The organism is Pseudomonas sp. HMSC067G02 (genome assembly GCF_001813485.1).
GTDB lineage: Bacteria > Pseudomonadota > Gammaproteobacteria > Pseudomonadales > Pseudomonadaceae > Pseudomonas > Pseudomonas aeruginosa.
Genome location: NZ_KV812642.1, coordinates 76333 through 98819 on the forward strand (window position 1 = coordinate 76333; position 22487 = coordinate 98819).

Below are 22487 nucleotides of genomic sequence, written 5' to 3' on the forward strand. Positions count from 1 at the left end.
TGGCCGGGGCTTTCGTGCCATGATCTCGGGGAAACGACAAGACCTCGGAAACCCCGGCAGTATGAACTGCACGCTCGACGAGCTGCGCCAACGCATCGAGGCGCACCGCCCCCGCCAACTGGATACCGACCAGCGCTTCCCCCAAGCGGCCGTGCTGGTGCCTATCACCCGCAGCGACGATCCGGAGCTGGTGCTGACCTTGCGCGCCGCCGGTTTGTCCACCCATGGCGGCGAGGTCGCCTTCCCCGGCGGGCGGCGCGACCCGGAAGATGCCGACCTGGTGCGCACCGCCCTGCGCGAGGCGGAGGAGGAGATCGCCTTGCCGCCGGGCCTGGTGGAAGTGGTCGGGCCGCTGAGCACCCTGGTCTCGCGGCATGGTATCGAGGTCACTCCCTATGTCGCCTTCATTCCCGACTTCGTCGAGTACCAGCCCAACGACGGCGAGATCGCCGCGGTGTTCAACGTGCCGCTGAGTTTCTTTCGCGACGACCCGCGCGAGGTCACCCACCGTATCGACTACTTCGGCCGCAGTTGGTACGTGCCCAGCTATCGCTTCGGCGAGTTCAAGATCTGGGGCCTGACGGCCATCATGGTGGTGGAGCTGGTCAACCTGCTGTACGACGACCCCATCGACCTGCACACGCCGCCGGCTTCGTTCATCAAACTGAGTTGACCGACGGGGCGCAGACCCCGGCCATGAGGAGATCGCGATGAAATACCGCCTGGGCGATGCCCGCGTCGAAACCCATCCCGACAGCTGGATCGCGCCCAGCGCAGCGGTGATCGGCAAGGTTCGCCTGGATGCCGGCGCCAGCGTCTGGTTTGGCGCGGTGCTGCGCGGCGACAACGAGCTGATCCATATCGGCGAGCACAGCAACGTCCAGGACGGCTCGGTGATGCACACCGACATGGGCTATCCGCTGACCCTCGGCAAGGGCGTCACCGTCGGCCACAACGCCATGCTGCATGGTTGCAGCGTGGGCGACTACAGCCTGGTGGGGATCAACGCGGTGATCCTCAATGGGGCGAAGATCGGCAAGTACTGCATCATCGGCGCCAACGCGCTGATTCCCGAGGGCAAGGAGATTCCCGACGGCTCGCTGGTGATGGGCTCGCCGGGCAAGGTAGTGCGCGAGCTGAGCGAGCCGCAGAAGAAGATGCTCGAGGCCAGCGCCGCCCACTATGTGCACAATGCCCGCCGTTACGCCCGCGACCTCGTCGAGGACCCGGCGTGAACGAGCGACCGGTGGCTTCGCCCTGCGTGCATGTCTGCGCGCTGGACGAGCAGGACATCTGCATCGGCTGCCAGCGCACGGCGGCCGAGATCACCCGCTGGGGCCTGATGAGCAACGACGAGCGCCGCGAGGTGCTCGGTCGCTGTTTCGAGCGCGCCAAGGCGCAAGGGCTGGTCAGCGGTTCCGTCTGAAGCGGATTCCGTTTTCTTTCATTTCCGAGGTTCTTCCATGACCCGTATCGGTACCCCCCTGTCGCCGAGCGCGACCCGCGTCCTTCTCTGTGGCTCCGGCGAGCTGGGCAAGGAAGTCGCCATCGAGCTGCAACGCCTGGGTTGCGAAGTGATCGCCGTCGATCGCTATGGCAACGCGCCGGCCATGCAGGTGGCACATCGCAGCCACGTGATCAGCATGCTCGACGGCGCCGCCCTGCGCGCGGTGATCGAGCAGGAGAAGCCGCACTACATCGTGCCCGAGATCGAGGCCATCGCCACCGCGACCCTGGTCGAGCTGGAGGCCGAAGGCTACACCGTGGTGCCCACCGCCCGCGCCGCGCAACTGACCATGAACCGCGAGGGTATCCGCCGGCTGGCTGCCGAGGAACTCGGCCTGCCGACCTCGCCCTATCACTTCGCCGATACCTTCGAGGACTACCGCCGTGGCGTCGAGCGCGTCGGCTACCCCTGCGTGGTGAAGCCGATCATGAGTTCGTCGGGCAAGGGCCAGAGCGTCCTGAAAGGCCCCGACGACCTGCAGGCGGCCTGGGACTATGCCCAGGAAGGCGGGCGCGCCGGCAAGGGCCGGGTGATCGTCGAGGGCTTCATCGATTTCGACTACGAAATCACTCTGCTCACCGTGCGCCACGTCGACGGCACCACTTTCTGCGCGCCGATCGGTCACCGCCAGGTCAAGGGCGACTACCACGAGTCCTGGCAGCCGCAGGCGATGAGCGCGCAGGCCCTGGCCGAGTCCGAGCGGGTCGCCCGGGCAGTGACCGAGGCCCTCGGCGGACGCGGGCTGTTCGGCGTCGAACTGTTCGTCAAGGGCGACCAGGTGTGGTTCAGCGAGGTGTCGCCGCGACCGCACGATACCGGCCTGGTGACCCTGATTTCCCAGGATCTTTCCGAGTTCGCGCTGCACGCGCGGGCGATCCTCGGCCTGCCGATCCCGGTGATCCGCCAGCTTGGCCCGTCGGCCTCGGCGGTGATCCTGGTGGAAGGCAAGTCCCGGCAGGTCGCTTTCGCCAACCTAGGCGCCGCGCTGAGCGAGGCGGATACGGCGCTACGCCTGTTCGGCAAGCCGGAAGTGGATGGCCAGCGGCGGATGGGCGTGGCCCTGGCGCGCGACGAGTCGATCGACGCCGCTCGCGCCAAGGCGACCCGGGCCGCCCAGGCGGTTCGCGTCGAACTCTGAGATGCGCCGGCTGGCATCGCTGGCCTGGTGGGCGGCGGCTCTGCCGTTGCTGCCGCTGGCGGTGCCGCTGGCTATCCGCACCCGCCGCCGAGCCTTGCGCCTGGCGCCCGCGGCGGGACCTCGCGAAGGGCTGGTCGGTGGGTCCGGTGCCGAAGAGCCGCTGCGCTTGCTGTTGTTCGGTGAGTCGACAGTGGCCGGGGTCGGCGCCAGTTGCCTGGACTACGCCCTGGCCGGCCGCCTGGCCGCGGCGCTGGGCGAGCGTCTGCGCCGCCCGGTGGCCTGGCAGGCGCTGGGCGAGAACGGCATCACCAGCGGCGAGGCGCGCGAACGCCTGCTACCGCAGGTGGCGGGACGTTTCTTCGACCAGGTGATCCTGGTCTTCGGCGTCAATGACACCACCAGCCTGCGCTCCCTCGAACGCTGGCGTGCCGACTGCGCGGCCCTGATCGAAGGCTTCCAGGCGGCCGGCGCGCAGGTGACCTGCACCGCGGTGCCGCCGCTGCGGCATTTTTCCGCCTTGCCCGGGTTGCTGCGGGCCCTGCTGGGGTGGCGCGGGCGGCTGCTCGACGAGGCGCTGCGCGATCTCGCTGGCGCGACCGGCGCCGGCTACTGCCCGATCTCGCTGGACCTGCTTCCGGGCTACCTGGCCATCGACGGCTTTCATCCGTCGCAGCTGGGCTACCAGGTCTGGGCCGGGGCCCTCGCCGACTGGTTGGCGGCGAGGGAGAAGGGCGGCGCCGCGGTAGCCTGAGCGAGACTCAGGACACTGCGCCGAGGTCGTTGTCGCGGGTTTCCTTCAGGCACAGCACCGCCAGCAGGCTGAGCAGCGCCGCTGCGGAGACGTAGCCGCCGACCCAGCCCAGGCCGCCGATGCCGACCAGCTTCTGGGCGATATAGGGCGCCACCGAGGCGCCGAGAATGCCGCCCAGGTTGTAGGCCGCCGACGCGCCGGTGTAGCGCACGTGGGTGGGGAATATTTCCGGCAGCAGCGCGCCCATCGGGGCGAAGGTGACCCCCATCAGGAACAGCTCGATGCAGAGGAACAGGGCGACGCTGAACGTCGAGCCCTGGCTGAGCAGCGGCTCCATGGCGAAGCCGGAGGCGATCGCCGCCAGGCTGCCGAGCAGCAGTACCGGCTTGCGTCCGAAGCGGTCGCTGAGCCAGGCCGACAGCGGCGTGGCGGCGGCCATGAAGAGCACCGCGAGGCACAGCAGACCAAGGAACTCCTCGCGGCTGAAGCCGAGGCTGGCCACCCCGTAGCTCAGCGAGAACACCGTGGAGATATAGAACAGCGCATAACACACCACCATCGCCAGGGCGCCGAGCAGGGTCGGCCGCCAGTGCTGGGCGAACAGCTCGGCGATCGGCAGGCGGACCCTCTCGTGCTTGGCCATGGCCTTGGCGAACACCGGGGTTTCCGCCAGCTTCAGGCGTACGTAGAGGCCGACCACGACCAGCGCCGCGCTGAGCAGGAACGGGATCCGCCAGCCCCAGTCACGGAACTGCTCCTCGCTGAGCAGCATCGCCAGGGCCAGGAACAGGCCGTTGGCGGCGAGGAAGCCGATCGACGGGCCGAGCTGGGGAAACATGCCGAACCAGGCGCGCTTGCCGGCCGGCGCGTTCTCCGTGGCCAGCAGCGCGGCGCCGCCCCACTCGCCGCCGAGGCCGAGGCCCTGGCCGAAGCGCAGCACGCAGAGCAGCAACGGCGCCCAGTAGCCGATGCTGTCGTAGCCGGGGAGGACGCCGATCAGGGTAGTGGATACCCCCATCAGCAGCAGCGAGGCGACCAGGGTCGACTTGCGCCCGATGCGGTCGCCGAAGTGGCCGAACAGCGCCGAGCCCAGCGGACGGGCGAGGAAGGCGATGCCGAAGGTGAGGAAGGCGCTGAGCATCTGCGCGGTGCCGGATGTCTGCGGGAAGAATACCGGACCGATCACCAGGGCGGCGGCAGTGGCATAGACGTAGAAATCGTAGAACTCGATGGCGGTGCCGATGAAGCTGGCGACTGCGACCCGGGTGGTCGAGTTGGCCGGTTCCGGAGCGGCGTCGGCGGCGAGGGTGGCGGCGGTCATGGTGGGAAGGTCCCTGGCAGTCGGGGCACGACGGAGTGCTTCCGTGCGGCCGGATGGTTATGGCCAGTGCGCCGATGCGGCGGCGCGGCGCCCGGGTGGGGCGGACGAGATCGGTCGCGCAGGGAGGATGGGGCTGCGCGCCGTGCGCCGGCTGGTACCGTCGGCATCGGGGCCGGGCGGGCAGGCGGGACTGGCGGGTGACTGGCCGGGGCTCGGGCTGCGGGTAGCGGCGGAACCGGCGGCAGGGCTGGATAAGCTGGGGTCGATTATAGAGCGCCGCAGGGCGGGTTCGGCAATCCCGGATCAGACGCTGGCGTCGCTTTCGACCAGCGGGGTCAGCGCGCGGGGATGCCAGGCGCGCACGCTTTTCACACGGTTTTCCGCCGACTGCTGGATTTCCAGGCAGTAGGGGCCGATGCGCAGGCACACCGCGCAATCGGGGATCTGCTCCAGGGCTTCGGTGACCAGGCCGTTGAGAGTCTTCGGGCCGTCGCAGGGCAATTGCCAGCCAAGCGACTTGTTCAGCTCGCGCAGGTTGGCGCTGCCGTCGATGACGAAGCTGCCGTCTTCCTGGGCCTGGATATCCGGGTTGTCGAGGCTGTCGAGGTCGTTGAAGTCGCCGACGATCTCTTCGAGGATGTCCTCCAGCGTGACGATGCCGATCACCTCGCCATATTCGTCGACCACCACGCCGATACGGCGCTTCTCCTTCTGGAAGTTCACCAGCTGGGTCGACAGCGGCGTGCTTTCCGGCACGAAATACGGCTCCATGCAGGCCTGGCGGAGATTCTCCTTGGTCAGGCGGCCCTGGGTCAGCAGGCGCGCGATCTGGCGCATGTGCACGACCCCTTCGATCTGGTTGACGTCGTCGCGGTAGACCGGCAGGCGGGTGTGGCTGGTGGTGCGCAACTGCTCGACGATGACCTCGAGTTCGTCGTCGAGGTCGATGCCTTCGATTTCGTTGCGCGGGATCATCAGGTCGTTGACCGTGACCTTCTCCAGGTCCAGCAGGCCGAGCAGCATGTCATGCCGGTTGACCTCGCTGGCCTGGGGATTGTCGGCCGGATGCAGGGCCTCTTCGTCGCGGCTGCGTCCGCTGTCGTCCTGTTCCGCCGCGGCGACGCCGAGCAGGCGCAGCAGCGCGTTGCTCAGCAGGGTCAGCAGCCACAGCAGGGGCCAGCACAGGCGCTGCAGGATCAGGAGCGGCAGGCTGAGCGGCAGGGCGACGCGTTCCGAGCGAAGGGCGCCGTAGCGGCGCGGCAGCAGGGCGCCGAACAGCAGCAGGAGCAGGGTCATGCCGGGGATGGCGACGGCCAGGCCGATGACGCCCCAGTGGTGCAGCGCGGCCCAACTGGCCAGGGCGGCGGCGCTGACGTTGACCAGGGTGCGGCCGAACAACAGGGTGCCGCGCAGGCGGTCGTCGTGCAGCAGCAGCCAACTGCTGCGCCTGGCCCCGCGCAGGCCTTGCTTGGCCTGTAGGCGCAGGCGGTAACGGTCGAGGTTGAGCAGGGCGGTCTCGACGCAGGAGAAGAACGCCGAGCAGGCGACCAGGAGAACCAGCAGGCCGACCAGGTACCCGGGGTGCAGCTCATCCATGAAGGAGGCCCATCAGATGTGCAGGATGAATTCCCGCACCAGCTTGCTGCCGAAGTACGCCAACATCAACAGGCAGAAACCGGCCAGGGTCCAGCGGATCGCCTTGTGGCCCCGCCAGCCGAGCTGGTGGCGACCCCAGAGGAGCACGGCGAAGACCACCCAGGCGAAGCAGGACAGGATGGTCTTGTGCGCCAGGTGCTGGGCGAACAGGTTGTCGACGAACAGCCATCCAGACAACAGCGACAGCGAAAGCAGCGACCAGCCACCCCAGAGGAAGCCGAACAGCAGGCTTTCCATGGTTTGCAGGGGCGGGAAGTTGCGGATCAGCCCGGACGGATGCTTGTGCTTGAGGCGGTAATCCTGGAGCAGCAGCAAGAGCGCCTGGAACACCGCGATGGTGAGCAGGCCGTAGGCCAGGATCGAGAGCAGGATGTGGGCCAGGATGCCTGGTTGTTCGTTGATCGGCTCGACGGTGCCGTGGGGGATGAGTACCGCCAGCAGGGTGGTGAGGGCGCCCAGCGGGAATAGAAGGAGGAGCAGGTTCTCCACCGGTATCCGCAAGGTCGCCAGCAGGGTCAGGAGGATTACCGCGGCGGCGATCAGGCTGGCGGCGTTGAAGAAGTCCAGCACCAGGCCGGCCGGGGTCAGCAATTGCTGGTAGAGGCTGAAGGCGTGGGCGACCAGTGCCAGGAGTCCGAACAGGAGCAGCAGGGGTTTGCCCGGCGCGGTGCGCTTGGACACACAGGCACCCTGGTAGGCGGCGGTGCCGAGATAGAGAACAGCAGCGATGAGGCTGGGCAGCAGGGGATGCATAAGTCCTTGTAATCGCGGGCCCGAAAGGAAGGGAGTTTGGCATAGATCGAGCGTCGCGAGAAAGCCGTTGCGAACAGTTCTCTCGTACCTGTGGCCGGGTTGGCGGGCCGCCTGCCGCGGGCGCCGCGACCTCCTGGCCCGGCAGTCGCTTCGGCAAAGACGGAACGCATCGGCAAATCAAGGACTTGAGGCTGGCCTCCGGTCGTCGCCGGACACACACTCCGTCTTTCATCGCGTGTCCCGCGACGCGCTCTTGGTTATAATCCGCCGCTTGCCGCAACCCCCGTGGAAGGATCGCGCATGTTCGAAAACCTTACAGACCGCCTCTCGCAGACGCTTCGCCATGTCACCGGCAAGGCCAAGCTGACCGAGGACAACATCAAGGACACTCTGCGCGAAGTGCGCATGGCCCTGCTCGAGGCCGACGTGGCCCTGCCGGTGGTCAAGGACTTCGTCAACAAGGTCAAGGAGCGCGCCGTCGGCACCGAGGTCTCGAAGAGCCTGACCCCGGGACAGGCGTTCGTGAAGATCGTCCGCGCCGAACTCGAGGAGTTGATGGGGGCGGCCAACGAGGACCTGGCGCTGAGCGTCGCGCCGCCGGCGGTGATCCTGATGGCCGGCCTGCAGGGCGCGGGCAAGACCACCACCGCGGGCAAGCTGGCGCGCTTCCTTAAGGAACGCAAGAAGAAGTCGGTGATGGTGGTTTCCGCCGACGTCTACCGTCCCGCCGCGATCAAGCAGCTGGAAACCCTGGCGGGCGAGGTCGGCGTAACCTTCTTCCCTTCCGACGTCAGCCAGAAGCCGGTGGCCATCGCCGAGGCGGCGATCCGCGAGGCGAGGCTGAAGTTCATCGACGTGGTGATCGTCGATACCGCAGGCCGCCTGCACATCGATGCCGACATGATGGACGAGATCAAGCAGGTGCACGCGGCGATCAAGCCGGCGGAAACCCTGTTCGTGGTCGATGCCATGACCGGCCAGGACGCCGCCAACACCGCCAAGGCCTTCAATGACGCCTTGCCGCTGACCGGCGTGGTCCTGACCAAGGTCGACGGCGACGCGCGTGGCGGTGCCGCGCTCTCGGTGCGGGCCATCACCGGCAAGCCGATCAAGTTCCTCGGCATGGGCGAGAAGAGCGAAGCGCTCGATCCGTTCCATCCCGACCGCGTGGCCTCGCGCATCCTCGGCATGGGCGACGTGCTCAGCCTGATCGAACAGGCCGAGCAGAACCTCGACCGCGACAAGGCCGAGAAGCTGGCGAAGAAGATCAAGAAGGGCAAGGGCTTCGACCTGGAAGACTTCCGCGACCAGTTGCAACAGATGAAGAACATGGGCGGCCTCGGCGGGCTCATGGACAAGCTGCCGATGCTCGGCGGGGTCAACCTGGCGCAGATGGGCAATGCCCAGGGCGCTGCGGAGAAACAGTTCAAGCAGATGGAGGCGATCATCAACTCGATGACGCCCGGCGAACGGCGCGATCCGGAAATGATCAGCGGCTCGCGCAAGCGCCGCATCGCCCTTGGCTCCGGTACCCAGGTGCAGGACGTCGGCCGGCTGATCAAGCAGCACAAGCAGATGCAGAAGATGATGAAGAAGGTCACCGCCAAGGGCGGCATGGCCAAGATGATGCGAGGCATGGGCAGCATGTTCCCGGGGGGCATGCCCAAGCTTTGATCGGATGCGCGGCCGCTGGCCACGCCGGCGGTTCCGCGCCGTCGGCCGGCGGGCGGACCGCGCGCTTCTCGCGCTCTCCGCGCCGGCCGATGGGTGGCCGAAAAAGAGATTTGCAAATTCCCCGATAATCCTTAGAATATGCGGCCTTTCGGGCCGTGGGCCCAGCGTGCATTCATTTTGCAAGCACCGACTACAGGAACGAAGTTCACATGGTAACCATCCGTCTTGCTCGTGGCGGCTCCAAAAAGCGCCCCTTCTACCACCTGACCGTGACCAACAGCCGCAATGCGCGCGATGGTCGCTTCGTCGAGCGCATCGGTTTCTTCAACCCGGTTGCGACTGGTGGCGAAGTGCGTCTGTCCGTCGACCAGGAGCGTGCTACCTACTGGCTCGGCCAGGGTGCACAGCCGTCTGAGCGCGTTGCTCAGCTGCTCAAGGACGCTGCCAAGGCAAACGCCTAAGCCGTCATGAGTGAAATGCCGACACCCGCCGACGACCTGGTCGTGATCGGCAAGATCGTTTCGGTGTACGGCATCCGCGGTGAGGTGAAGGTGTATTCCTTTACCGACCCGTTGGACAACCTGCTGGACTATCGCCGCTGGACGCTCCGGCGCGACGGCGAGATTCGGCAGGCCGAGCTGGTCAGGGGGCGCCTGCATGGCAAGGTCCTGGCCGCCAAGCTCAAGGGGCTCGACGATCGCGAAGAGGCCCGCACCTTCACCGGTTACGAGATCTGCATCCCGCGTAGCGAGTTGCCCTCTCTCGAGGAAGGTGAGTACTACTGGCACCAGCTGGAAGGCCTGAAGGTGATCGACCAGGGCGGGCAGTTGCTCGGCGTGATCGACCATCTGCTGGAAACCGGTGCCAACGATGTCATGGTGGTCAAGCCCTGCGCGGGCAGCCTGGACGACCGCGAGCGCCTGTTGCCCTACACCGGGCAGTGCGTGCTGTCGATCGACCTGGCCGCTGGCGAGATGCGGGTGGACTGGGACGCGGACTTCTGATCATCCATGGACAAGCGTTTGTGGGTGGGCGTCGTCAGCATCTTTCCGGAGATGTTCCGCGCGATCAGTGACTATGGCATCACCAGCCGTGCGGTAAAGCAGGGGTTGCTCACGCTGACCTGCTGGAATCCACGGGACTACACCGAGGACCGCCACCAGACGGTGGACGACCGGCCCTTCGGCGGTGGCCCTGGCATGGTGATGAAGATCAAGCCTCTGGAGGGCGCGCTGGCGGATGCCAGGCAAGCCGCCGGGGGCAGGAAGGCGAAGGTGATCTACCTTTCGCCGCAAGGCCGCCAGCTGACGCAGGCGGGCGTACGCGAACTGGCCGAAGAGGAAGCGTTGATCCTCATCGCCGGGCGCTACGAAGGCATCGACGAGCGCTTCATCGAAGAGCACGTCGATGAAGAATGGTCGATCGGCGATTATGTCCTGTCCGGCGGTGAGTTGCCGGCCATGGTGCTGGTCGATGCAGTGACGCGGTTGCTGCCCGGTGCATTGGGTCATGCAGATTCCGCCGAGGAGGACTCCTTCACGGATGGCCTGCTCGACTGCCCGCACTACACCCGACCCGAGGTGTATGCGGACAAACGTGTTCCTGAAGTGTTGCTCAGTGGCAACCATGAACACATCCGGCGTTGGCGTTTGCAGCAGGCCCTTGGGCGGACCTGGGAACGACGCGCCGATCTTCTGGATAGCCGCTCGCTTTCTGGAGAAGAGCAGAAGCTGCTGGCGGAATACATCCGTCAGCGGGACGATAGTTAACGTATCGATGGCTGGCCGATTGCCGGTCTTAGGAGCACAGCATGACCAACAAGATCATTCAGCAGATCGAAGCTGAACAGATGAACAAAGAGATCCCGGCGTTCGCCCCCGGCGACACCGTGATCGTCCAGGTCAAGGTGAAGGAAGGCGACCGTCAGCGTCTGCAGGCCTTCGAAGGCGTCGTCATCGCCAAGCGCAACCGTGGCCTGAACAGCGCCTTCACCGTGCGCAAGATCTCCAACGGCGTGGGCGTGGAACGTACCTTCCAGACCTACAGCCCGATCGTCGACAGCCTGAGCGTCAAGCGTCGCGGCGACGTGCGCAAGGCCAAGCTGTACTACCTCCGCGCCCTGTCCGGCAAGGCCGCGCGCATCAAGGAAAAACTGGTCTAATCCGGTTCTTCTCCGAGAAAAGCAGCCCGAGGGCTGCTTTTTTCATGTCTGGCGTTCGTCTTTCCGGCGGCGCTTCCTACTGCCCACGGCAGCGCATAACCAGTACAACATCCGCGGCACCCAGGCAGCCACTCCATCCGGTATTCGTGGCATGACCCCCAGAGAGCAAGAAATCCTGCGTCGCACCGAGCTTTCCGAAACCCGTGTGACCAAGGCGGTATTCCCGCCCACCACCAATCACCACAACACCCTGTTCGGCGGGACTGCGCTGGCCTGGATGGACGAGGTCTCGTTCATCACCGCGACCCGTTTCTGCCGCCTGCCGCTGGTGACCGTCTCCACCGATCGCATCGACTTCAACCACCCGATCCCGGCGGGCTCGATCGTCGAACTGGTCGGCCGGGTGGTCAAGGTCGGCAACACCAGCCTCAAGGTGGAGGTCGAGGTGTACCTGGAAAGCATGTACGCCGACGGTCGCGAGAAGGCCATACACGGCCTGTTCAGCTTCGTCGCCATCGACGACGAAAAGCGGCCGGTTCCGGTCCTGCCGGGGTTCCCGGCCAGCCAGGCGGCTTGAGCCAGGCGGAAAGAAGGCACCCAGGGGTGCCTTTTCCATATCCCCGGACGATCCGGCCCTGGGTTGGGGTCAGGGCCGCAGGCTGATCTTCAGGGAAGCCTGGGACAGGTCGATCTGTTGCAGGCTGACGCTGCCGAACGTCTGCTCGCGCGGCGCGCCGGCAATGCGGATATTGTCGAAGCGCACCTCGCCGATACTGCTCGGCAGGCGCAGGTTGACCGAGCCGTCGGGGTTGAGCGTGCTTTGCGTCTTGCCGGTTTCGTAGCGAACGTCGCTCATCGAGGTTTCCGCCTCCAGGCTGTCGAGCACCGGCATCACCAGCTTCGCCAGTTGCTTCACCGCGGCCAGGCCGTCGCCGCCCTCGGCCTTCAGGAACAGGCCCTCGAGGCTTTCGTTGAGGCCCTGGGCGTTGACGTTGCTCATCTCGACGTCGGTCAGCGGACGCAGGTTCTTCGGCAATTCCTGGCGGCTCATGGCCGCTGGCGGCTGCATGCGCTGGATGTCGGCGCTGGCCATCTGGAACGGACTGAGCAGGGCGGCGACCAGGGTCGCGGCCAGGCGCAGGTTGGTCTGCTTCTTCAGCGCCTTCTTCAGTTGCCGTTCGCTCAGCAGGCCCTGCTCGATCAGGGTTTCGCCCAGGCGCTTGTGGTTGCTCAACTGCGCCTGGATCGCGGCGTCCAGTTGGGCGGCGCTAATCAGCCCCTTGTTGATCAGGATCTGGCCCAGGCGGGAATGTTGTTGATTGGACATGGTCATGGCCTGATGAAAAAAGAGGATGATGGCTAGATGCAATCATCCTCTTCGTGGGCTTCGTTTGTCACCCAACCTTGGATAGGGTGACGACGGTCTTTCGTCGGTTCGTTGAAGTCTAGTCGGCGATTTCCGTGGCCTGCGACTTGCTGACTGACGGTTCCGCCTCGATCAGCGACAGCAGCGTCCAGCCGGTGCCCGGCGCCAGCGTGGACTGTGGCGTGGCGACGTGCATCCTGCCGTTTGGATCGCGGGCGAACAGCAGGATCGCGGACTCGCCGTGCAGCGCCTGGTAGTCGTTCCAGCCGAAGGTGTCGGTGAGCAGGGTGGTGCGGATTTCGGCGCCGCGCGACAGCAGGCTGGCGAACTGCGCGTAGGTCAGCGGTCGCTGGCCAAGCGGGCGGCCACGGTGTTCGTCGCTGGAGCGGTGCTTGTCGGTACGCTTGGCTTCCTGGCTGGTCGGCAGGCCGAACAACTGGCGATGGCCGAACTCGTGGCGGAAGCGCATGGCCGCCAGGGTGTTCAGCTCGCCGGCCGGAGAAACCCCCAGCAAATGCCCGATGCCGACCAGGTCGAGGTGGGCTTCGGCGTGCTGCGAGGTGGGGTTGCCGAAATAGGTGGGCAGGTTGTCCATGCGGGCGGCGCGGATGTTTTCCCAGCTCGAATCAGTCAGCAGCACGCGGCTGCCGAGGCTCTTCAGGGCCTTGCCGATGGCGCGCCCGACCGGATTGGCGCCGACGATCAGGTAGCCGCTGGGCGAGGGCTCGGCGACCTTCAGCAGGCGCGCCAGGGGGCGGGCGGTGGCGCTTTGCAGGACCACCGTGCCGATGATCACCAGGAAGGTCAGTGGCACCAGCAGCGCCGCCTGGGCATGGCCTTCGGCGCCCAGGCGGATGGCGAAGATCGCCGAGACCGCCGCGGCGACGATCCCGCGCGGGGCGATCCAGCTGAGCAGGGCGCGCTCGCGCCAGCTCAGCGGCGAACCCCAGGTCGACAGCGCCACGTTCAGCGGACGGGCGACGAACTGGATCAGCAGCAACACCAGCAGCGCCGCCGGGCCCAGGCCGAGCAGGGCATTGATGTCCAGGCGTGCGGCCAGGAGGATGAACAGGCCGGAAATCAGCAGGACGCTGAGGTTTTCCTTGAAGTGCAGGATCTGCCGTACGTCGACGCCCTTCATGTTGGCCAGGCCCATGCCCATCAGGGTGACGGCGAGCAGTCCGGATTCGTGCATCACCCGGTTCGAGGCGATGAACACGCCCAGCACCGCGGCCAGCGTCGCCAGGTTGTGCAGGTAGTCCGGCAGCCAGTGGCGGCGCAGGACGATGCCCAGCGCCCAGCCGCCGAGGATGCCGAACAGGCTGCCGCAGAGGATCACCCCGCCGAAGGTCTGCAGGCTGTGCAGCCAGCCGTCGCCTTCGCCGCTGGAGATGATGAAGCTGTACACCACTACCGCCAGCAGGGCGCCGATGGGATCGATGACGATGCCTTCCCAGCGCAGGATGTTCGCCACCGCGGCCTTGGGCCGGACCACCCGCAGCATCGGGACGATCACCGTGGGCCCGGTGACCAGGGTCAGGGTGCCGAACAGCAGGGCCATTTCCCAGCTGAAGTCGAGCAGGTAGTGGGCGGCCAGGGCGATCACGCCCCAGGTCGAGAGCGCGCCGATGGTCACCATTCGGTGCACCACGGTGCCGATTTCCTTCCATTCGCTGAAATGCAGGGTCAGGCTGCCCTCGAAGAGGATCAGCGCCACTGCCAGGGATACCAGTGGGAACAGCAGGGGGCCGAACATCTCGTCCGGATCGAGCCAGCCGAGCAGGGGGCCGGCGACGATCCCGGACAGCAGCAGGAAAAGAATGGCTGGCAGGCGCAGGCGCCAGGCCAGCCATTGACTGAGCAGGGCGGCGGCACCGATGCCGCCGAGGGCGAGCAGGATAGCGTTCTGGTCCATCGAGGATTCCTTGTCAGCGTCGCTCCGCTCGTCCTGAGCCGGGGCGAACCATCGAGCCACATGGCTCCGCTTTTTCCCGCGGGCACGGGAAGCCGGCCGACCTCCTGTCGACCGGCCTGACTAACCATTACGTGGCGATGACGGCCAACGCTCGCGATAGCGCCCAGGCTATGAAAGACTAGCCGCGCTTTCATTTGGTTCGCAGCCTTCATCCATGAGTACCCTCGAACATCCCCTGATCGACCGTTTCCTCGATGCCCTGTGGCTGGAAAAAGGCCTTGCCGACAACACCCGCGAGGCTTATCGCAACGACCTCCAGCAGTTCAACGCCTGGCTCGATGGCCGCGGGCTGCGCCTGGAGGGCATCGGCCGCGACGCCATCCTCGATCACCTGGCCTGGCGCCTGGAACAGGGCTACAAGGCTCGCTCGACCGCGCGCTTTCTCTCCGGCCTGCGTGGCTTCTACCGCTATTGCCTGCGCGATGGCCTGATCGCCGAGGATCCCACCTTGCAGGTGGAGCTGCCGCAACTGGGCAAGCCGTTGCCGAAATCCCTCTCCGAAGCGGACGTCGAGGCATTGCTGGCGGCGCCGGAAGTCGACGACCCGCTGGGCCTGCGCGATCGCACCATGCTCGAAGTGCTGTATGCCTGCGGCCTGCGGGTCAGCGAACTGGTCGGCCTGACCCTGGAGCAGGTCAACCTGCGCCAGGGCGTGGTCAAGGTCTTCGGCAAGGGCAGCAAGGAGCGCCTGGTGCCGCTCGGCGAGGAAGCCATCGGCTGGCTCGAACGCTACCTGCGCGAGGCCCGCGGCGACCTGCTCGGCGGGCGGCCCAGCGACGTGCTGTTCCCCAGCCTGCGCGGCGAACAGATGACCCGCCAGACCTTCTGGCATCGCATCAAGCATCACGCGCAGGTGGCGGCGATCGGCACGTCGATTTCGCCGCACACCCTGCGCCACGCCTTCGCCACCCACCTGCTCAACCATGGCGCCGACCTGCGGGTGGTGCAGATGCTGCTCGGCCACAGCGACCTGTCGACCACCCAGATCTATACCCATATCGCCCGGGCCCGCCTCCAGGATCTGCACGCACGCCACCACCCGCGAGGCTGACGCTTTGTCCGAAAAATCCGTACCTATCCGAAAAGAGGCGCTTTCGTAGCGTTCTGCGACAAGCGTCGGGCCCGTCGGGATAGCGGTCTATGGTAGGCTTCGCCGACCGCACGACAGGAGTGACACATGCGCGTGACCCGTTTTCTGGCTGCTGCCGCCCTCGGCCTGATGAGTACCCTGGCCCTGGCAGACAATGCCGATCAGAACATCCGCAAGACCCTGCAGGCCCTGCAACCGGACCTGCCCATCGACTCCATCGCCAGCAGCCCGCTGCAGGGGCTCTACCAGGTGCAGCTGAAGGGCGGCCGGGTGCTCTACGCCAGCGCCGACGGCCAGTTCGTCATGCAGGGCTACCTCTACCAGGTGAAGGACGGCAAGCCGGTCAACCTGACCGAGAAGGCCGAGAGCCAGGCGATCGCCAAGGCGATCAACGGCGTGCCCGCCAGCGAGATGGTGGTGTATCCGGCCAAGGGCCAGGCCAAGGCGCACATCACGGTGTTCACCGATACCACCTGCCCGTACTGCCAGAAGCTGCATGCCGAGGTGCCGGACCTGACCGAGCAGGGGATCGAGGTGCGCTACATGGCGTTCCCGCGCCAGGGGCCGCAGTCGGCGGGCGACAAGCAACTGCAGGCGGTCTGGTGTGCGAAGGAGCCGACCAAGGCGATGGACGCCATGATGAACGGCAAGGAGATCAAGTCTTCCGAGTGCAAGAACCCGGTCGACAAGCAGTTCCAGATGGGCCAGATGGTCGGGGTGCAGGGAACGCCGGCGATCGTCCTCGCCAACGGCCAGTTGCTCCCCGGCTACCAGCCGGCCAAGCAGTTGGCCAAGCTGGCGCTGGAGGCCAAATAGCGCCGGGTCTGCCGAACAATTGACTAATAAAGAGCCGCTTCGTAATGTGCGGCTCTTTTGTTTTCATCATTGGCGATTTCCGTCGCCCGCTGGCGGAATCCATCGCCAGGATGTGTCGTGGCCCGTACAGTGGTCGCGTCAACCTCGATTCGATCGGGGAACCATAGCAGGCCGGCGCGTCCGGCCGTCGTAGGTGAGATGGGGAGTTCCAGCGTGAAACCGGTCAAAGTAGGCATCTGTGGGTTGGGGACCGTCGGTGGCGGTACCTTCAATGTACTCGAACGCAACGCCGAGGAGATTGCCCGCCGTGCCGGGCGCGGTATCGAGGTTGCGCAGATCGCCGCCCGCCGGCCGAACCCGAAGTGCGATACCGGTGCGACCCCCATCACCGCCGATATCTTCGACGTAGCGTGCAATCCCGAGATCGACGTGGTCGTCGAGTTGATCGGCGGCTACACCCTGGCCCACGAGCTGGTGCTCAAGGCCATCGAGAACGGCAAGCACGTGGTCACCGCGAACAAGGCGCTGATCGCCGTGCACGGCAACGAGATCTTCGCCAAGGCCCGCGAGAAGGGCGTGATCGTCGCCTTCGAGGCCGCTGTCGCCGGCGGCATCCCGGTGATCAAGGCGATCCGCGAGGGGCTGTCGGCCAACCGCATCAACTGGCTGGCCGGGATCATCAACGGTACCGGCAACTTCATCCTCAGCGAAATGCGCGAGAAGGGCCGTACCTTCCCCGACGTGCTCGCCGAGGCCCAGGCCCTGGGCTATGCCGAGGCCGACCCGACCTTCGACGTGGAAGGCATCGACGCCGCCCACAAGCTGACCATCCTCGCCTCGATCGCCTTCGGCATTCCGCTGCAGTTCGACAAGGCCTACACCGAAGGCATCTCGAAACTGACCAGCGCCGACGTCAACTACGCCGACGCCCTCGGCTATCGCATCAAGCACCTGGGCGTGGCGCGTCGCACCGAGAGCGGCTTTGAGCTGCGCGTGCACCCGACCCTGATTCCCTCGGATCGCCTGATCGCCAACGTCAACGGCGTGATGAACGCGGTGATGGTCAACGGCGACGCCGTCGGCTCGACCCTCTACTACGGCGCCGGTGCCGGCATGGAGCCGACCGCTTCCTCGGTGGTGGCCGACCTCGTCGACGTGGTCCGCGCCATGACCTCCGATCCGGAGAACCGCGTACCGCACCTGGCATTCCAGCCGGACGCGCTGTCCGACCACCCGATCCTGCCGATCGAAGCCTGCGAAAGCGCCTACTACCTGCGCATCCAGGCCAAGGACCACCCGGGCGTACTGGCCCAGGTGGCCACCATCCTGTCCGAGCGCGGCATCAACATCGAATCGATCATGCAGAAGGAGGCCGAGGAACAGGACGGCCTGGTGCCGATGATCCTGGTTACCCACCGGGTCATCGAACAACGCATCAACGATGCCATCGCCGCCCTGGAAGCGCTGGAAGGCGTGTCCGGGCCGGTGGTCCGTATCCGTGTCGAACAACTGAATTGATCGAACGCCGGGCGCCGTTCGCGGGCCCGCGTCAACAGCGAAGGTTTTGAACATGCGTTACATCAGCACCCGCGGCCAAGCGCCCGCCCTGAACTTCGAAGATGTCCTCCTCGCCGGCCTGGCCAGCGACGGCGGCCTCTACGTCCCGGAAAACCTGCCACGCTTCACCCTCGAGGAGATCGCCTCCTGGGTCGGCCTGCCCTACCACGAGCTGGCCTTCCGGGTGATGCGCCCGTTCGTCGCCGGCAGCATCGCCGATGCCGACTTCAAGAAGATCCTCGAGGAAACCTATGGCGTCTTCGCCCATGACGCAGTGGCGCCGCTGCGCCAGTTGAACGGCAACGAATGGGTGCTGGAGCTGTTCCACGGCCCGACCCTGGCCTTCAAGGACTTCGCCCTGCAACTGCTCGGCCGCCTGCTCGACCATGTGCTGGCCAAGCGCGGCGAGCGCGTGGTGATCATGGGGGCCACCTCCGGCGATACCGGCTCCGCGGCCATCGAAGGCTGCCGCCGTTGCGACAACGTCGACATCTTCATCATGCACCCGCACAACCGCGTGTCCGAGGTGCAGCGCCGGCAGATGACCACCATCCTCGGCGACAACATCCACAACATCGCCATCGAAGGCAACTTCGACGACTGCCAGGAGATGGTCAAGGCCAGCTTCGCCGACCAGGGCTTCCTCAAGGGTACCCGCCTGGTAGCGGTGAACTCGATCAACTGGGCGCGGATCATGGCCCAGATCGTCTACTACTTCCATGCCGCGCTGCAGCTCGGCGCGCCGCATCGCTCGGTGGCGTTCTCGGTGCCGACCGGCAACTTCGGCGACATCTTCGCCGGCTACCTGGCGCGCAACATGGGCCTGCCGGTCAGCCAACTGATCGTCGCGACCAACCGCAACGACATCCTGCACCGCTTCATGAGCGGCAACCGCTACGACAAGGACACCCTGCATCCCTCGCTGTCGCCGTCGATGGATATCATGGTCTCGTCCAACTTCGAACGCCTGCTGTTCGACCTGCACGGCCGCAACGGCAAGGCCGTCGCCGAACTGCTGGATGCCTTCAAGGCCAGCGGCAAGCTGTCGGTGGAAGACCAGCGCTGGACCGAGGCGCGCAAGCTGTTCGACTCCCTGGCGGTCAGCGACGAGCAGACCTGCGAGACCATCGCCGAGGTATACCGCTCCTGTGGCGAGTTGCTCGACCCGCACACCGCCATTGGCGTGCGTGCCGCCCGCGAATGCCGGCGCAGCCTGAGCGTGCCGATGGTGACCCTGGGCACTGCGCATCCGGTCAAGTTCCCCGAAGCGGTGGAGAAGGCCGGCATCGGCCAGGCGCCGGCGCTGCCTGCGCACCTCGCCGACCTGTTCGAGCGCGAGGAGCGCTGCACCGTATTGCCGAACGAGCTGGCCAAGGTACAGGCTTTCGTCAGCCAGCACGGCAATCGCGGCAAGCCGCTCTGAGCCTGTCGTGAAGGGAAAAAGCCCGCCTTGATGGCGGGCTTTTTCATGTCTTCTCAAAGGGCGGCGGCGAGTTTGTTGCGCGAGGGGCGGAGCAGTCTCAGCGGATCGTTGAACTGGATGTCGCTGGCCAGCTTGTAGTAGCGCCCGACGAAATAGTCGCGGGCCTGGGCATCGTTCTTTCCCTGGTACAGCGCCCAGGCGACGCTGATGCCGGCGAACTCGTTGTGCTCGATCTGTCGCAGCGGGCTGAAGTGGGTCGCCGTGGTGGCCGTGGCGCCCCAGGCGGGCACGTCGCGGATCAACGGGCCCTGCCAGAGGATCGGCCAACTGAGCGGCGGTACGACCACATCGGCCAGTCCGGTCAGCAGCAGGGTCGGGGTCTTTACCGTGGAGCCGATGGCCAGGGGGCCTGGCTCGATCGGCAGGGCGCCGACCAGCTTCAACCGTGGCTCGATGAGTTGCAGGGCTTGTGCAGAGAGGCTGGCGCTTTGCAGCGTAGCCTGGCCGCCGGCGGAGTGCCCGGCGACCAGCGTCCGGGAAAAGTCGGCCCGGCCATGCAGGGCCGAGGCCGGGTCCCTGTCCAGTTTCGCGACCTCGAGGATGCCGAGGGCGTGCATCAGCGGGAAGGAGTTGATGAAGTCGGAAGAGATCACCACGATGAAGCCGTGGCTGGCCCATAGCTTCATCAGTTCGTGATAGTTGCCGGCGTTGGAAAGTATGCCGCCGACGAAGGTGATGACCGGAAGCTTGGCGTCGGACGCGGCGATGTCCGCCGGATAGTAGACGCTGGTACTGATCGGGCTGGCGAAGCCATAGGGGAAAGCCTCGTTGCAGCGGATCGAGCCGTCCAGCAGGACGATCCTGGCGATGGTCCCGACGAAGCCACGGCAATCGGCGAGCACGGCGGTGCTGGCGATCTCGGTGTCGGCGACCGGACGCGCGTACTGGTCGTTGGCCAGGCCGACGGCGCCGAACAGCAGTGAGCCCTGTGCCGTGCCGGCGGCGAATGCCAGCGCGAGGATGAAGGCGCGCCAGGCGCCGCGGGGGGATGCGAAGGCAGTCATGAGATCCTCGCTGTTCGACACGCAGAGGGAAGTCTCGTTGTTACTGCCTGACGGACGCGCCGGATACTGCAATTTCAAGCAGGTGAAGGCGTTGCGCGAGGGTGGGATGGTTGGAGTTTTTCCCGGTGCTTTCCTTATAGCGGGCTGATCGTTGCGTTGGCCTGGCTCAGCTCGAATGGCTATTTGCGCCGGCTCGTGGCCTTTCGCCAGATGCTGCCGTTAGTCCGGTAAATGCTTGCATCGACGAACCCTATTCGCGTTTTTTCGGTCTTTGACGAGTCTTATCGTCGAAACAGGAGACCTGATTTGGACAGCCTGAAGCAACGACTGGCCGATGCCTTCGCTCCCCATCCCTTCACCCTCAGCCAGCCCCGGCCCGATGGCGGACGGGTGGTCACGCTGGTCGATCCGCAGGGGGAAACCCTGTTGCAGCGGGTCATCGCCAAGGTGCAGTTGAACGACGAAAGCTATCTCGAGGATGCCGTGCAGACCATTCGCCGCGAATTGCAGGTGCTGGTCGGGCGGATGGAGGAAGACGTGCTGGCGACCTTCCGCGAGCGGGATCACGTGCTGCTGTATTCGTCGCGCTAGCGCCGTCTCGTTCGAGGGCGCGTTGCGCATCGGGCGGTCAGGCGAAGGCGCGCGCCGGTGCAGCGGCTCTTGCCGGATGGCGCCATGCTCGTGGAAGCGTGCGGATAACCCCTTCTCCCTTGCTAGATAGGGGGAGAGGGGGCCGCCCTGTCCGCGGAGCACCGATGAAGGGCTCCGCGTACCGTTCAGATGGCGCCTTCCCGGCGCAGGGCGGCGATGCCCTCGCTGTCGTAGCCCAGCTCGGCGAGCAGGGCATCGGTATGCTCGCCCAGTTCCGGGCCTACCCAATCCGCCGAGCCTGGCGTGGCGGACAGCTTGGGCACGATGCCAGGCATGCGGAATGGCTTACCGTCCGGCAAGCGTGCCGAGAGGAACATCTCGCGGGCAAGGAATTGCGGATCGCGGAACATGTCTTCGGCGGAGTAGATGCGGCTGGCCGGGACTTCGGCTCGCGCCAGCACCGCCAGCACTTCCTCCAGGGGCTGCGAGGCGACCCAGCGGTCGATAACCCCATAGAGTTCGTCGCGGCGCGCATCGCGCCCGTCGTTGCTGGCCAGTCGCGGGTCGCTGGCCAGGTCGTCGCGGCCGATGGCCTGCATGAAGCGGCGGAAGATCGCGTCGCCGTTGGCGCCGATCTGTACGTGGCGGCCATCGGCGCTGGTGTGGATGGAGGAGGGGGTGATGCCTGGCATGATGTTGCCGGTGCGCTCGCGGATGAAACCGAACACGTCGAATTCCGGAACCATGCTTTCCATCATGGCGAAGATCGCCTCGTAGAGGGCGACGTCGACCATCTGTCCCTCGCCGCCGTTGACCTCGCGGTGTCGCAGCGCCATCAGCGCGCCGATCACGCCCCACAGGGCGGCGATCGAGTCGCCGATGGAAATCCCGGTGCGAACCGGCGGGCGGTCCTCGAAGCCGGTAATGTAGCGCAGTCCGCCCATCGACTCGCCGACCGCGCCGAAGCCCGGCTGGTCCTTGTAGGGGCCGGTCTGGCCGAAGCCCGACAGGCGCACCATCACCAGGCGCGGGTTCAGCGCGTGGAGGACATCCCAGCCCAGGCCGAGCTTTTCCAGTACGCCGGGGCGGAAGTTCTCGATCAGGATGTCGGCATCGCCGAGCAGGCGTTTCAGGATCGCCTGGCCTTCGGTGTGCTTGAGATTGAGGGTCAGGGATTTCTTGTTGCGTGCCTGAACGAACCACCACAGCGAGGTGCCTTCGTAGAGCTTGCGCCACTTGCGCAGTGGGTCGCCGCCGTCGGGCGACTCGATCTTGATCACTTCGGCGCCGAACTCGGCGCAGATCCGCGAGGCGAAAGGGCCGGCGATCAGGGTGCCGAGCTCGACCACCTTCAGGCCGGCCAGCGGTTTGGGCGAATGTTCCATGCGGTGTCCGTCAGGCTGCAGTGTGCGCATAGCCTAGAGCATTTGCCGTCGGTGCGGGCGGGTGCCGCGGTAGGGTGAGACGTTTCCCGTTTTTTCCCGATATGCCCGGCGGTCCTTCAATTCCTTTTGCATAGAGGGTTTAATGCGGGAGTCGATACAGGATGTAGCGCGCCAGACACCGAGCCAGGGAGGCCCCTCGTGCCATTTCTTTCTCTCTTTCCTCCCCGTGTTTCTTTTCCATGCTCCGGCCGGCCCGGCG

Annotated in this window: 23 protein-coding genes; 16 read left to right on the plus strand and 7 right to left on the minus strand. The window is 66.0% G+C overall.

Annotation, left to right across the window (positions count from 1 at the left end; all coding sequences use genetic code 11):
• The first annotated feature begins 61 nt into the window (after nt 1-61).
• From HMPREF2914_RS08285 to HMPREF2914_RS08305, 5 genes are read left to right on the plus strand one after another with little or no spacing between them, the layout of a single operon-like run.
• Entirely contained in the window at nt 62-673 is a 612-nt protein-coding gene (locus HMPREF2914_RS08285) for a CoA pyrophosphatase (RefSeq protein ID WP_003092664.1), read from the plus strand.
• A gap of 37 nt (nt 674-710) precedes the next feature.
• Nucleotides 711-1235, plus strand: a complete 525-nt coding sequence (locus tag HMPREF2914_RS08290; protein ID WP_003092662.1) for a gamma carbonic anhydrase family protein — start codon at nt 711-713, stop codon at nt 1233-1235.
• Nucleotides 1232-1426: a DUF1289 domain-containing protein gene (locus HMPREF2914_RS08295; RefSeq protein WP_023092552.1), complete on the plus strand. Its 195-nt coding sequence runs from the start codon at nt 1232-1234 to the stop codon at nt 1424-1426. The genes HMPREF2914_RS08290 and HMPREF2914_RS08295 overlap by 4 nt, the downstream gene beginning before the upstream one ends.
• A gap of 37 nt (nt 1427-1463) precedes the next feature.
• Entirely contained in the window at nt 1464-2645 is a 1182-nt protein-coding gene (purT, locus tag HMPREF2914_RS08300; protein WP_003092658.1) for a formate-dependent phosphoribosylglycinamide formyltransferase, read from the plus strand.
• Nucleotide 2646: 1 nt separating this feature from the next.
• Complete coding sequence (locus HMPREF2914_RS08305; RefSeq protein ID WP_023092553.1) at nt 2647-3396, plus strand: SGNH/GDSL hydrolase family protein; 750 nt, start codon at nt 2647-2649, stop codon at nt 3394-3396.
• Nucleotides 3397-3403: 7 nt separating this feature from the next.
• Here the strand turns inward: HMPREF2914_RS08305 and HMPREF2914_RS08310 are convergent, their stop codons facing one another.
• From HMPREF2914_RS08310 to HMPREF2914_RS08320, 3 genes are all read right to left on the minus strand, one after another.
• Nucleotides 3404-4717 carry an MFS transporter gene (locus tag HMPREF2914_RS08310; protein ID WP_003092654.1) on the minus strand — a complete coding sequence of 438 codons (1314 nt, stop codon included), beginning with the start codon at nt 4715-4717 and terminating at the stop codon, nt 3404-3406.
• 303 nt (nt 4718-5020) lie between these two features.
• On the minus strand, nt 5021-6313 hold the full coding sequence (locus tag HMPREF2914_RS08315; RefSeq protein WP_003453700.1) for an HlyC/CorC family transporter: 1293 nt from the start codon (nt 6311-6313) through the stop codon (nt 5021-5023).
• Between the two features lie 12 nt (nt 6314-6325).
• On the minus strand, nt 6326-7126 hold the full coding sequence (locus tag HMPREF2914_RS08320; protein ID WP_003092649.1) for a cytochrome C assembly family protein: 801 nt from the start codon (nt 7124-7126) through the stop codon (nt 6326-6328).
• A 300-nt stretch (nt 7127-7426) separates the two neighbouring features.
• Between HMPREF2914_RS08320 and ffh the strand changes: the two genes are divergently transcribed.
• From ffh to HMPREF2914_RS08350, 6 genes are all read left to right on the plus strand, one after another.
• Nucleotides 7427-8800: a signal recognition particle protein gene (ffh, locus tag HMPREF2914_RS08325; protein WP_003092645.1), complete on the plus strand. Its 1374-nt coding sequence runs from the start codon at nt 7427-7429 to the stop codon at nt 8798-8800.
• 209 nt (nt 8801-9009) lie between these two features.
• On the plus strand, nt 9010-9261 hold the full coding sequence (gene rpsP / locus HMPREF2914_RS08330; protein ID WP_003092643.1) for a 30S ribosomal protein S16: 252 nt from the start codon (nt 9010-9012) through the stop codon (nt 9259-9261).
• A 15-nt stretch (nt 9262-9276) separates the two neighbouring features.
• Entirely contained in the window at nt 9277-9804 is a 528-nt protein-coding gene (gene rimM, locus HMPREF2914_RS08335) for a ribosome maturation factor RimM (protein WP_003092640.1), read from the plus strand.
• Between the two features lie 6 nt (nt 9805-9810).
• On the plus strand, nt 9811-10569 hold the full coding sequence (gene trmD, locus HMPREF2914_RS08340) for a tRNA (guanosine(37)-N1)-methyltransferase TrmD (protein ID WP_003119312.1): 759 nt from the start codon (nt 9811-9813) through the stop codon (nt 10567-10569).
• Between the two features lie 41 nt (nt 10570-10610).
• Complete coding sequence (gene rplS, locus HMPREF2914_RS08345; protein WP_003092637.1) at nt 10611-10961, plus strand: 50S ribosomal protein L19; 351 nt, start codon at nt 10611-10613, stop codon at nt 10959-10961.
• A 151-nt stretch (nt 10962-11112) separates the two neighbouring features.
• Complete coding sequence (locus HMPREF2914_RS08350; protein WP_003092635.1) at nt 11113-11538, plus strand: acyl-CoA thioesterase; 426 nt, start codon at nt 11113-11115, stop codon at nt 11536-11538.
• A 69-nt stretch (nt 11539-11607) separates the two neighbouring features.
• Here HMPREF2914_RS08350 and HMPREF2914_RS08355 read toward each other — a convergent pair whose 3' ends face one another.
• Complete coding sequence (locus HMPREF2914_RS08355) at nt 11608-12294, minus strand: cyclic di-GMP-binding domain-containing protein, MshE-related (protein ID WP_003092633.1); 687 nt, start codon at nt 12292-12294, stop codon at nt 11608-11610.
• Nucleotides 12295-12406: 112 nt separating this feature from the next.
• Nucleotides 12407-14242, minus strand: a complete 1836-nt coding sequence (locus tag HMPREF2914_RS08360) for a cation:proton antiporter (protein ID WP_003109643.1) — start codon at nt 14240-14242, stop codon at nt 12407-12409.
• 214 nt (nt 14243-14456) lie between these two features.
• On the opposite strand from HMPREF2914_RS08360, the gene xerD reads away from it, so the two are divergent.
• The 4 genes from xerD (at nt 14457) to thrC (ending at nt 19188) form a co-directional block, all read left to right on the plus strand.
• A complete protein-coding gene (gene xerD / locus HMPREF2914_RS08365) occupies nt 14457-15353 on the plus strand; it encodes a site-specific tyrosine recombinase XerD (protein ID WP_023092554.1) in 897 nt (298 codons plus the stop codon).
• A 126-nt stretch (nt 15354-15479) separates the two neighbouring features.
• Nucleotides 15480-16208, plus strand: a complete 729-nt coding sequence (dsbC, locus tag HMPREF2914_RS08370; protein WP_003092626.1) for a bifunctional protein-disulfide isomerase/oxidoreductase DsbC — start codon at nt 15480-15482, stop codon at nt 16206-16208.
• 213 nt (nt 16209-16421) lie between these two features.
• Entirely contained in the window at nt 16422-17726 is a 1305-nt protein-coding gene (locus tag HMPREF2914_RS08375; protein WP_003109642.1) for a homoserine dehydrogenase, read from the plus strand.
• A gap of 52 nt (nt 17727-17778) precedes the next feature.
• On the plus strand, nt 17779-19188 hold the full coding sequence (gene thrC, locus HMPREF2914_RS08380; RefSeq protein WP_003092622.1) for a threonine synthase: 1410 nt from the start codon (nt 17779-17781) through the stop codon (nt 19186-19188).
• 53 nt (nt 19189-19241) lie between these two features.
• On the opposite strand, the gene HMPREF2914_RS08385 is transcribed toward thrC, so the two are convergent.
• Complete coding sequence (locus HMPREF2914_RS08385) at nt 19242-20252, minus strand: poly(ethylene terephthalate) hydrolase family protein (protein WP_023092555.1); 1011 nt, start codon at nt 20250-20252, stop codon at nt 19242-19244.
• A gap of 306 nt (nt 20253-20558) precedes the next feature.
• Here HMPREF2914_RS08385 and HMPREF2914_RS08390 point away from each other — a divergent pair, with 306 nt between their 5' ends.
• The gene (locus HMPREF2914_RS08390; protein WP_003092618.1) at nt 20559-20843 is read left to right on the plus strand and encodes a DUF3509 domain-containing protein; all 285 of its coding nucleotides are present in this window, start codon (nt 20559-20561) and stop codon (nt 20841-20843) included.
• 185 nt (nt 20844-21028) lie between these two features.
• Here the strand turns inward: HMPREF2914_RS08390 and HMPREF2914_RS08395 are convergent, their stop codons facing one another.
• Nucleotides 21029-22258 carry a CaiB/BaiF CoA transferase family protein gene (locus tag HMPREF2914_RS08395; protein WP_023443493.1) on the minus strand — a complete coding sequence of 410 codons (1230 nt, stop codon included), beginning with the start codon at nt 22256-22258 and terminating at the stop codon, nt 21029-21031.
• Nucleotides 22259-22487: the final 229 nt, after the last annotated feature.

Coding starts and splice junctions, on each gene's coding strand:
- HMPREF2914_RS08290 (WP_003092662.1), top strand. CDS start 711: ATGAAATACCGCCTGGGCGATGCCCGCGTCGAAACCCATCCCGACAGC.
- HMPREF2914_RS08360 (WP_003109643.1), bottom strand. CDS start 14,242: ATGGACCAGAACGCTATCCTGCTCGCCCTCGGCGGCATCGGTGCCGCC.
- HMPREF2914_RS08385 (WP_023092555.1), bottom strand. CDS start 20,252: ATGACTGCCTTCGCATCCCCCCGCGGCGCCTGGCGCGCCTTCATCCTC.
- rplS (WP_003092637.1), top strand. CDS start 10,611: ATGACCAACAAGATCATTCAGCAGATCGAAGCTGAACAGATGAACAAA.
- HMPREF2914_RS08310 (WP_003092654.1), bottom strand. CDS start 4,717: ATGACCGCCGCCACCCTCGCCGCCGACGCCGCTCCGGAACCGGCCAAC.
- rpsP (WP_003092643.1), top strand. CDS start 9,010: ATGGTAACCATCCGTCTTGCTCGTGGCGGCTCCAAAAAGCGCCCCTTC.
- HMPREF2914_RS08355 (WP_003092633.1), bottom strand. CDS start 12,294: ATGACCATGTCCAATCAACAACATTCCCGCCTGGGCCAGATCCTGATC.
- ffh (WP_003092645.1), top strand. CDS start 7,427: ATGTTCGAAAACCTTACAGACCGCCTCTCGCAGACGCTTCGCCATGTC.
- thrC (WP_003092622.1), top strand. CDS start 17,779: ATGCGTTACATCAGCACCCGCGGCCAAGCGCCCGCCCTGAACTTCGAA.
- trmD (WP_003119312.1), top strand. CDS start 9,811: ATGGACAAGCGTTTGTGGGTGGGCGTCGTCAGCATCTTTCCGGAGATG.
- HMPREF2914_RS08285 (WP_003092664.1), top strand. CDS start 62: ATGAACTGCACGCTCGACGAGCTGCGCCAACGCATCGAGGCGCACCGC.
- HMPREF2914_RS08315 (WP_003453700.1), bottom strand. CDS start 6,313: ATGGATGAGCTGCACCCCGGGTACCTGGTCGGCCTGCTGGTTCTCCTG.
- HMPREF2914_RS08320 (WP_003092649.1), bottom strand. CDS start 7,126: ATGCATCCCCTGCTGCCCAGCCTCATCGCTGCTGTTCTCTATCTCGGC.
- HMPREF2914_RS08395 (WP_023443493.1), bottom strand. CDS start 22,258: ATGCGCACACTGCAGCCTGACGGACACCGCATGGAACATTCGCCCAAA.
- rimM (WP_003092640.1), top strand. CDS start 9,277: ATGCCGACACCCGCCGACGACCTGGTCGTGATCGGCAAGATCGTTTCG.
- dsbC (WP_003092626.1), top strand. CDS start 15,480: ATGCGCGTGACCCGTTTTCTGGCTGCTGCCGCCCTCGGCCTGATGAGT.
- xerD (WP_023092554.1), top strand. CDS start 14,457: ATGAGTACCCTCGAACATCCCCTGATCGACCGTTTCCTCGATGCCCTG.
- HMPREF2914_RS08305 (WP_023092553.1), top strand. CDS start 2,647: ATGCGCCGGCTGGCATCGCTGGCCTGGTGGGCGGCGGCTCTGCCGTTG.
- purT (WP_003092658.1), top strand. CDS start 1,464: ATGACCCGTATCGGTACCCCCCTGTCGCCGAGCGCGACCCGCGTCCTT.
- HMPREF2914_RS08350 (WP_003092635.1), top strand. CDS start 11,113: ATGACCCCCAGAGAGCAAGAAATCCTGCGTCGCACCGAGCTTTCCGAA.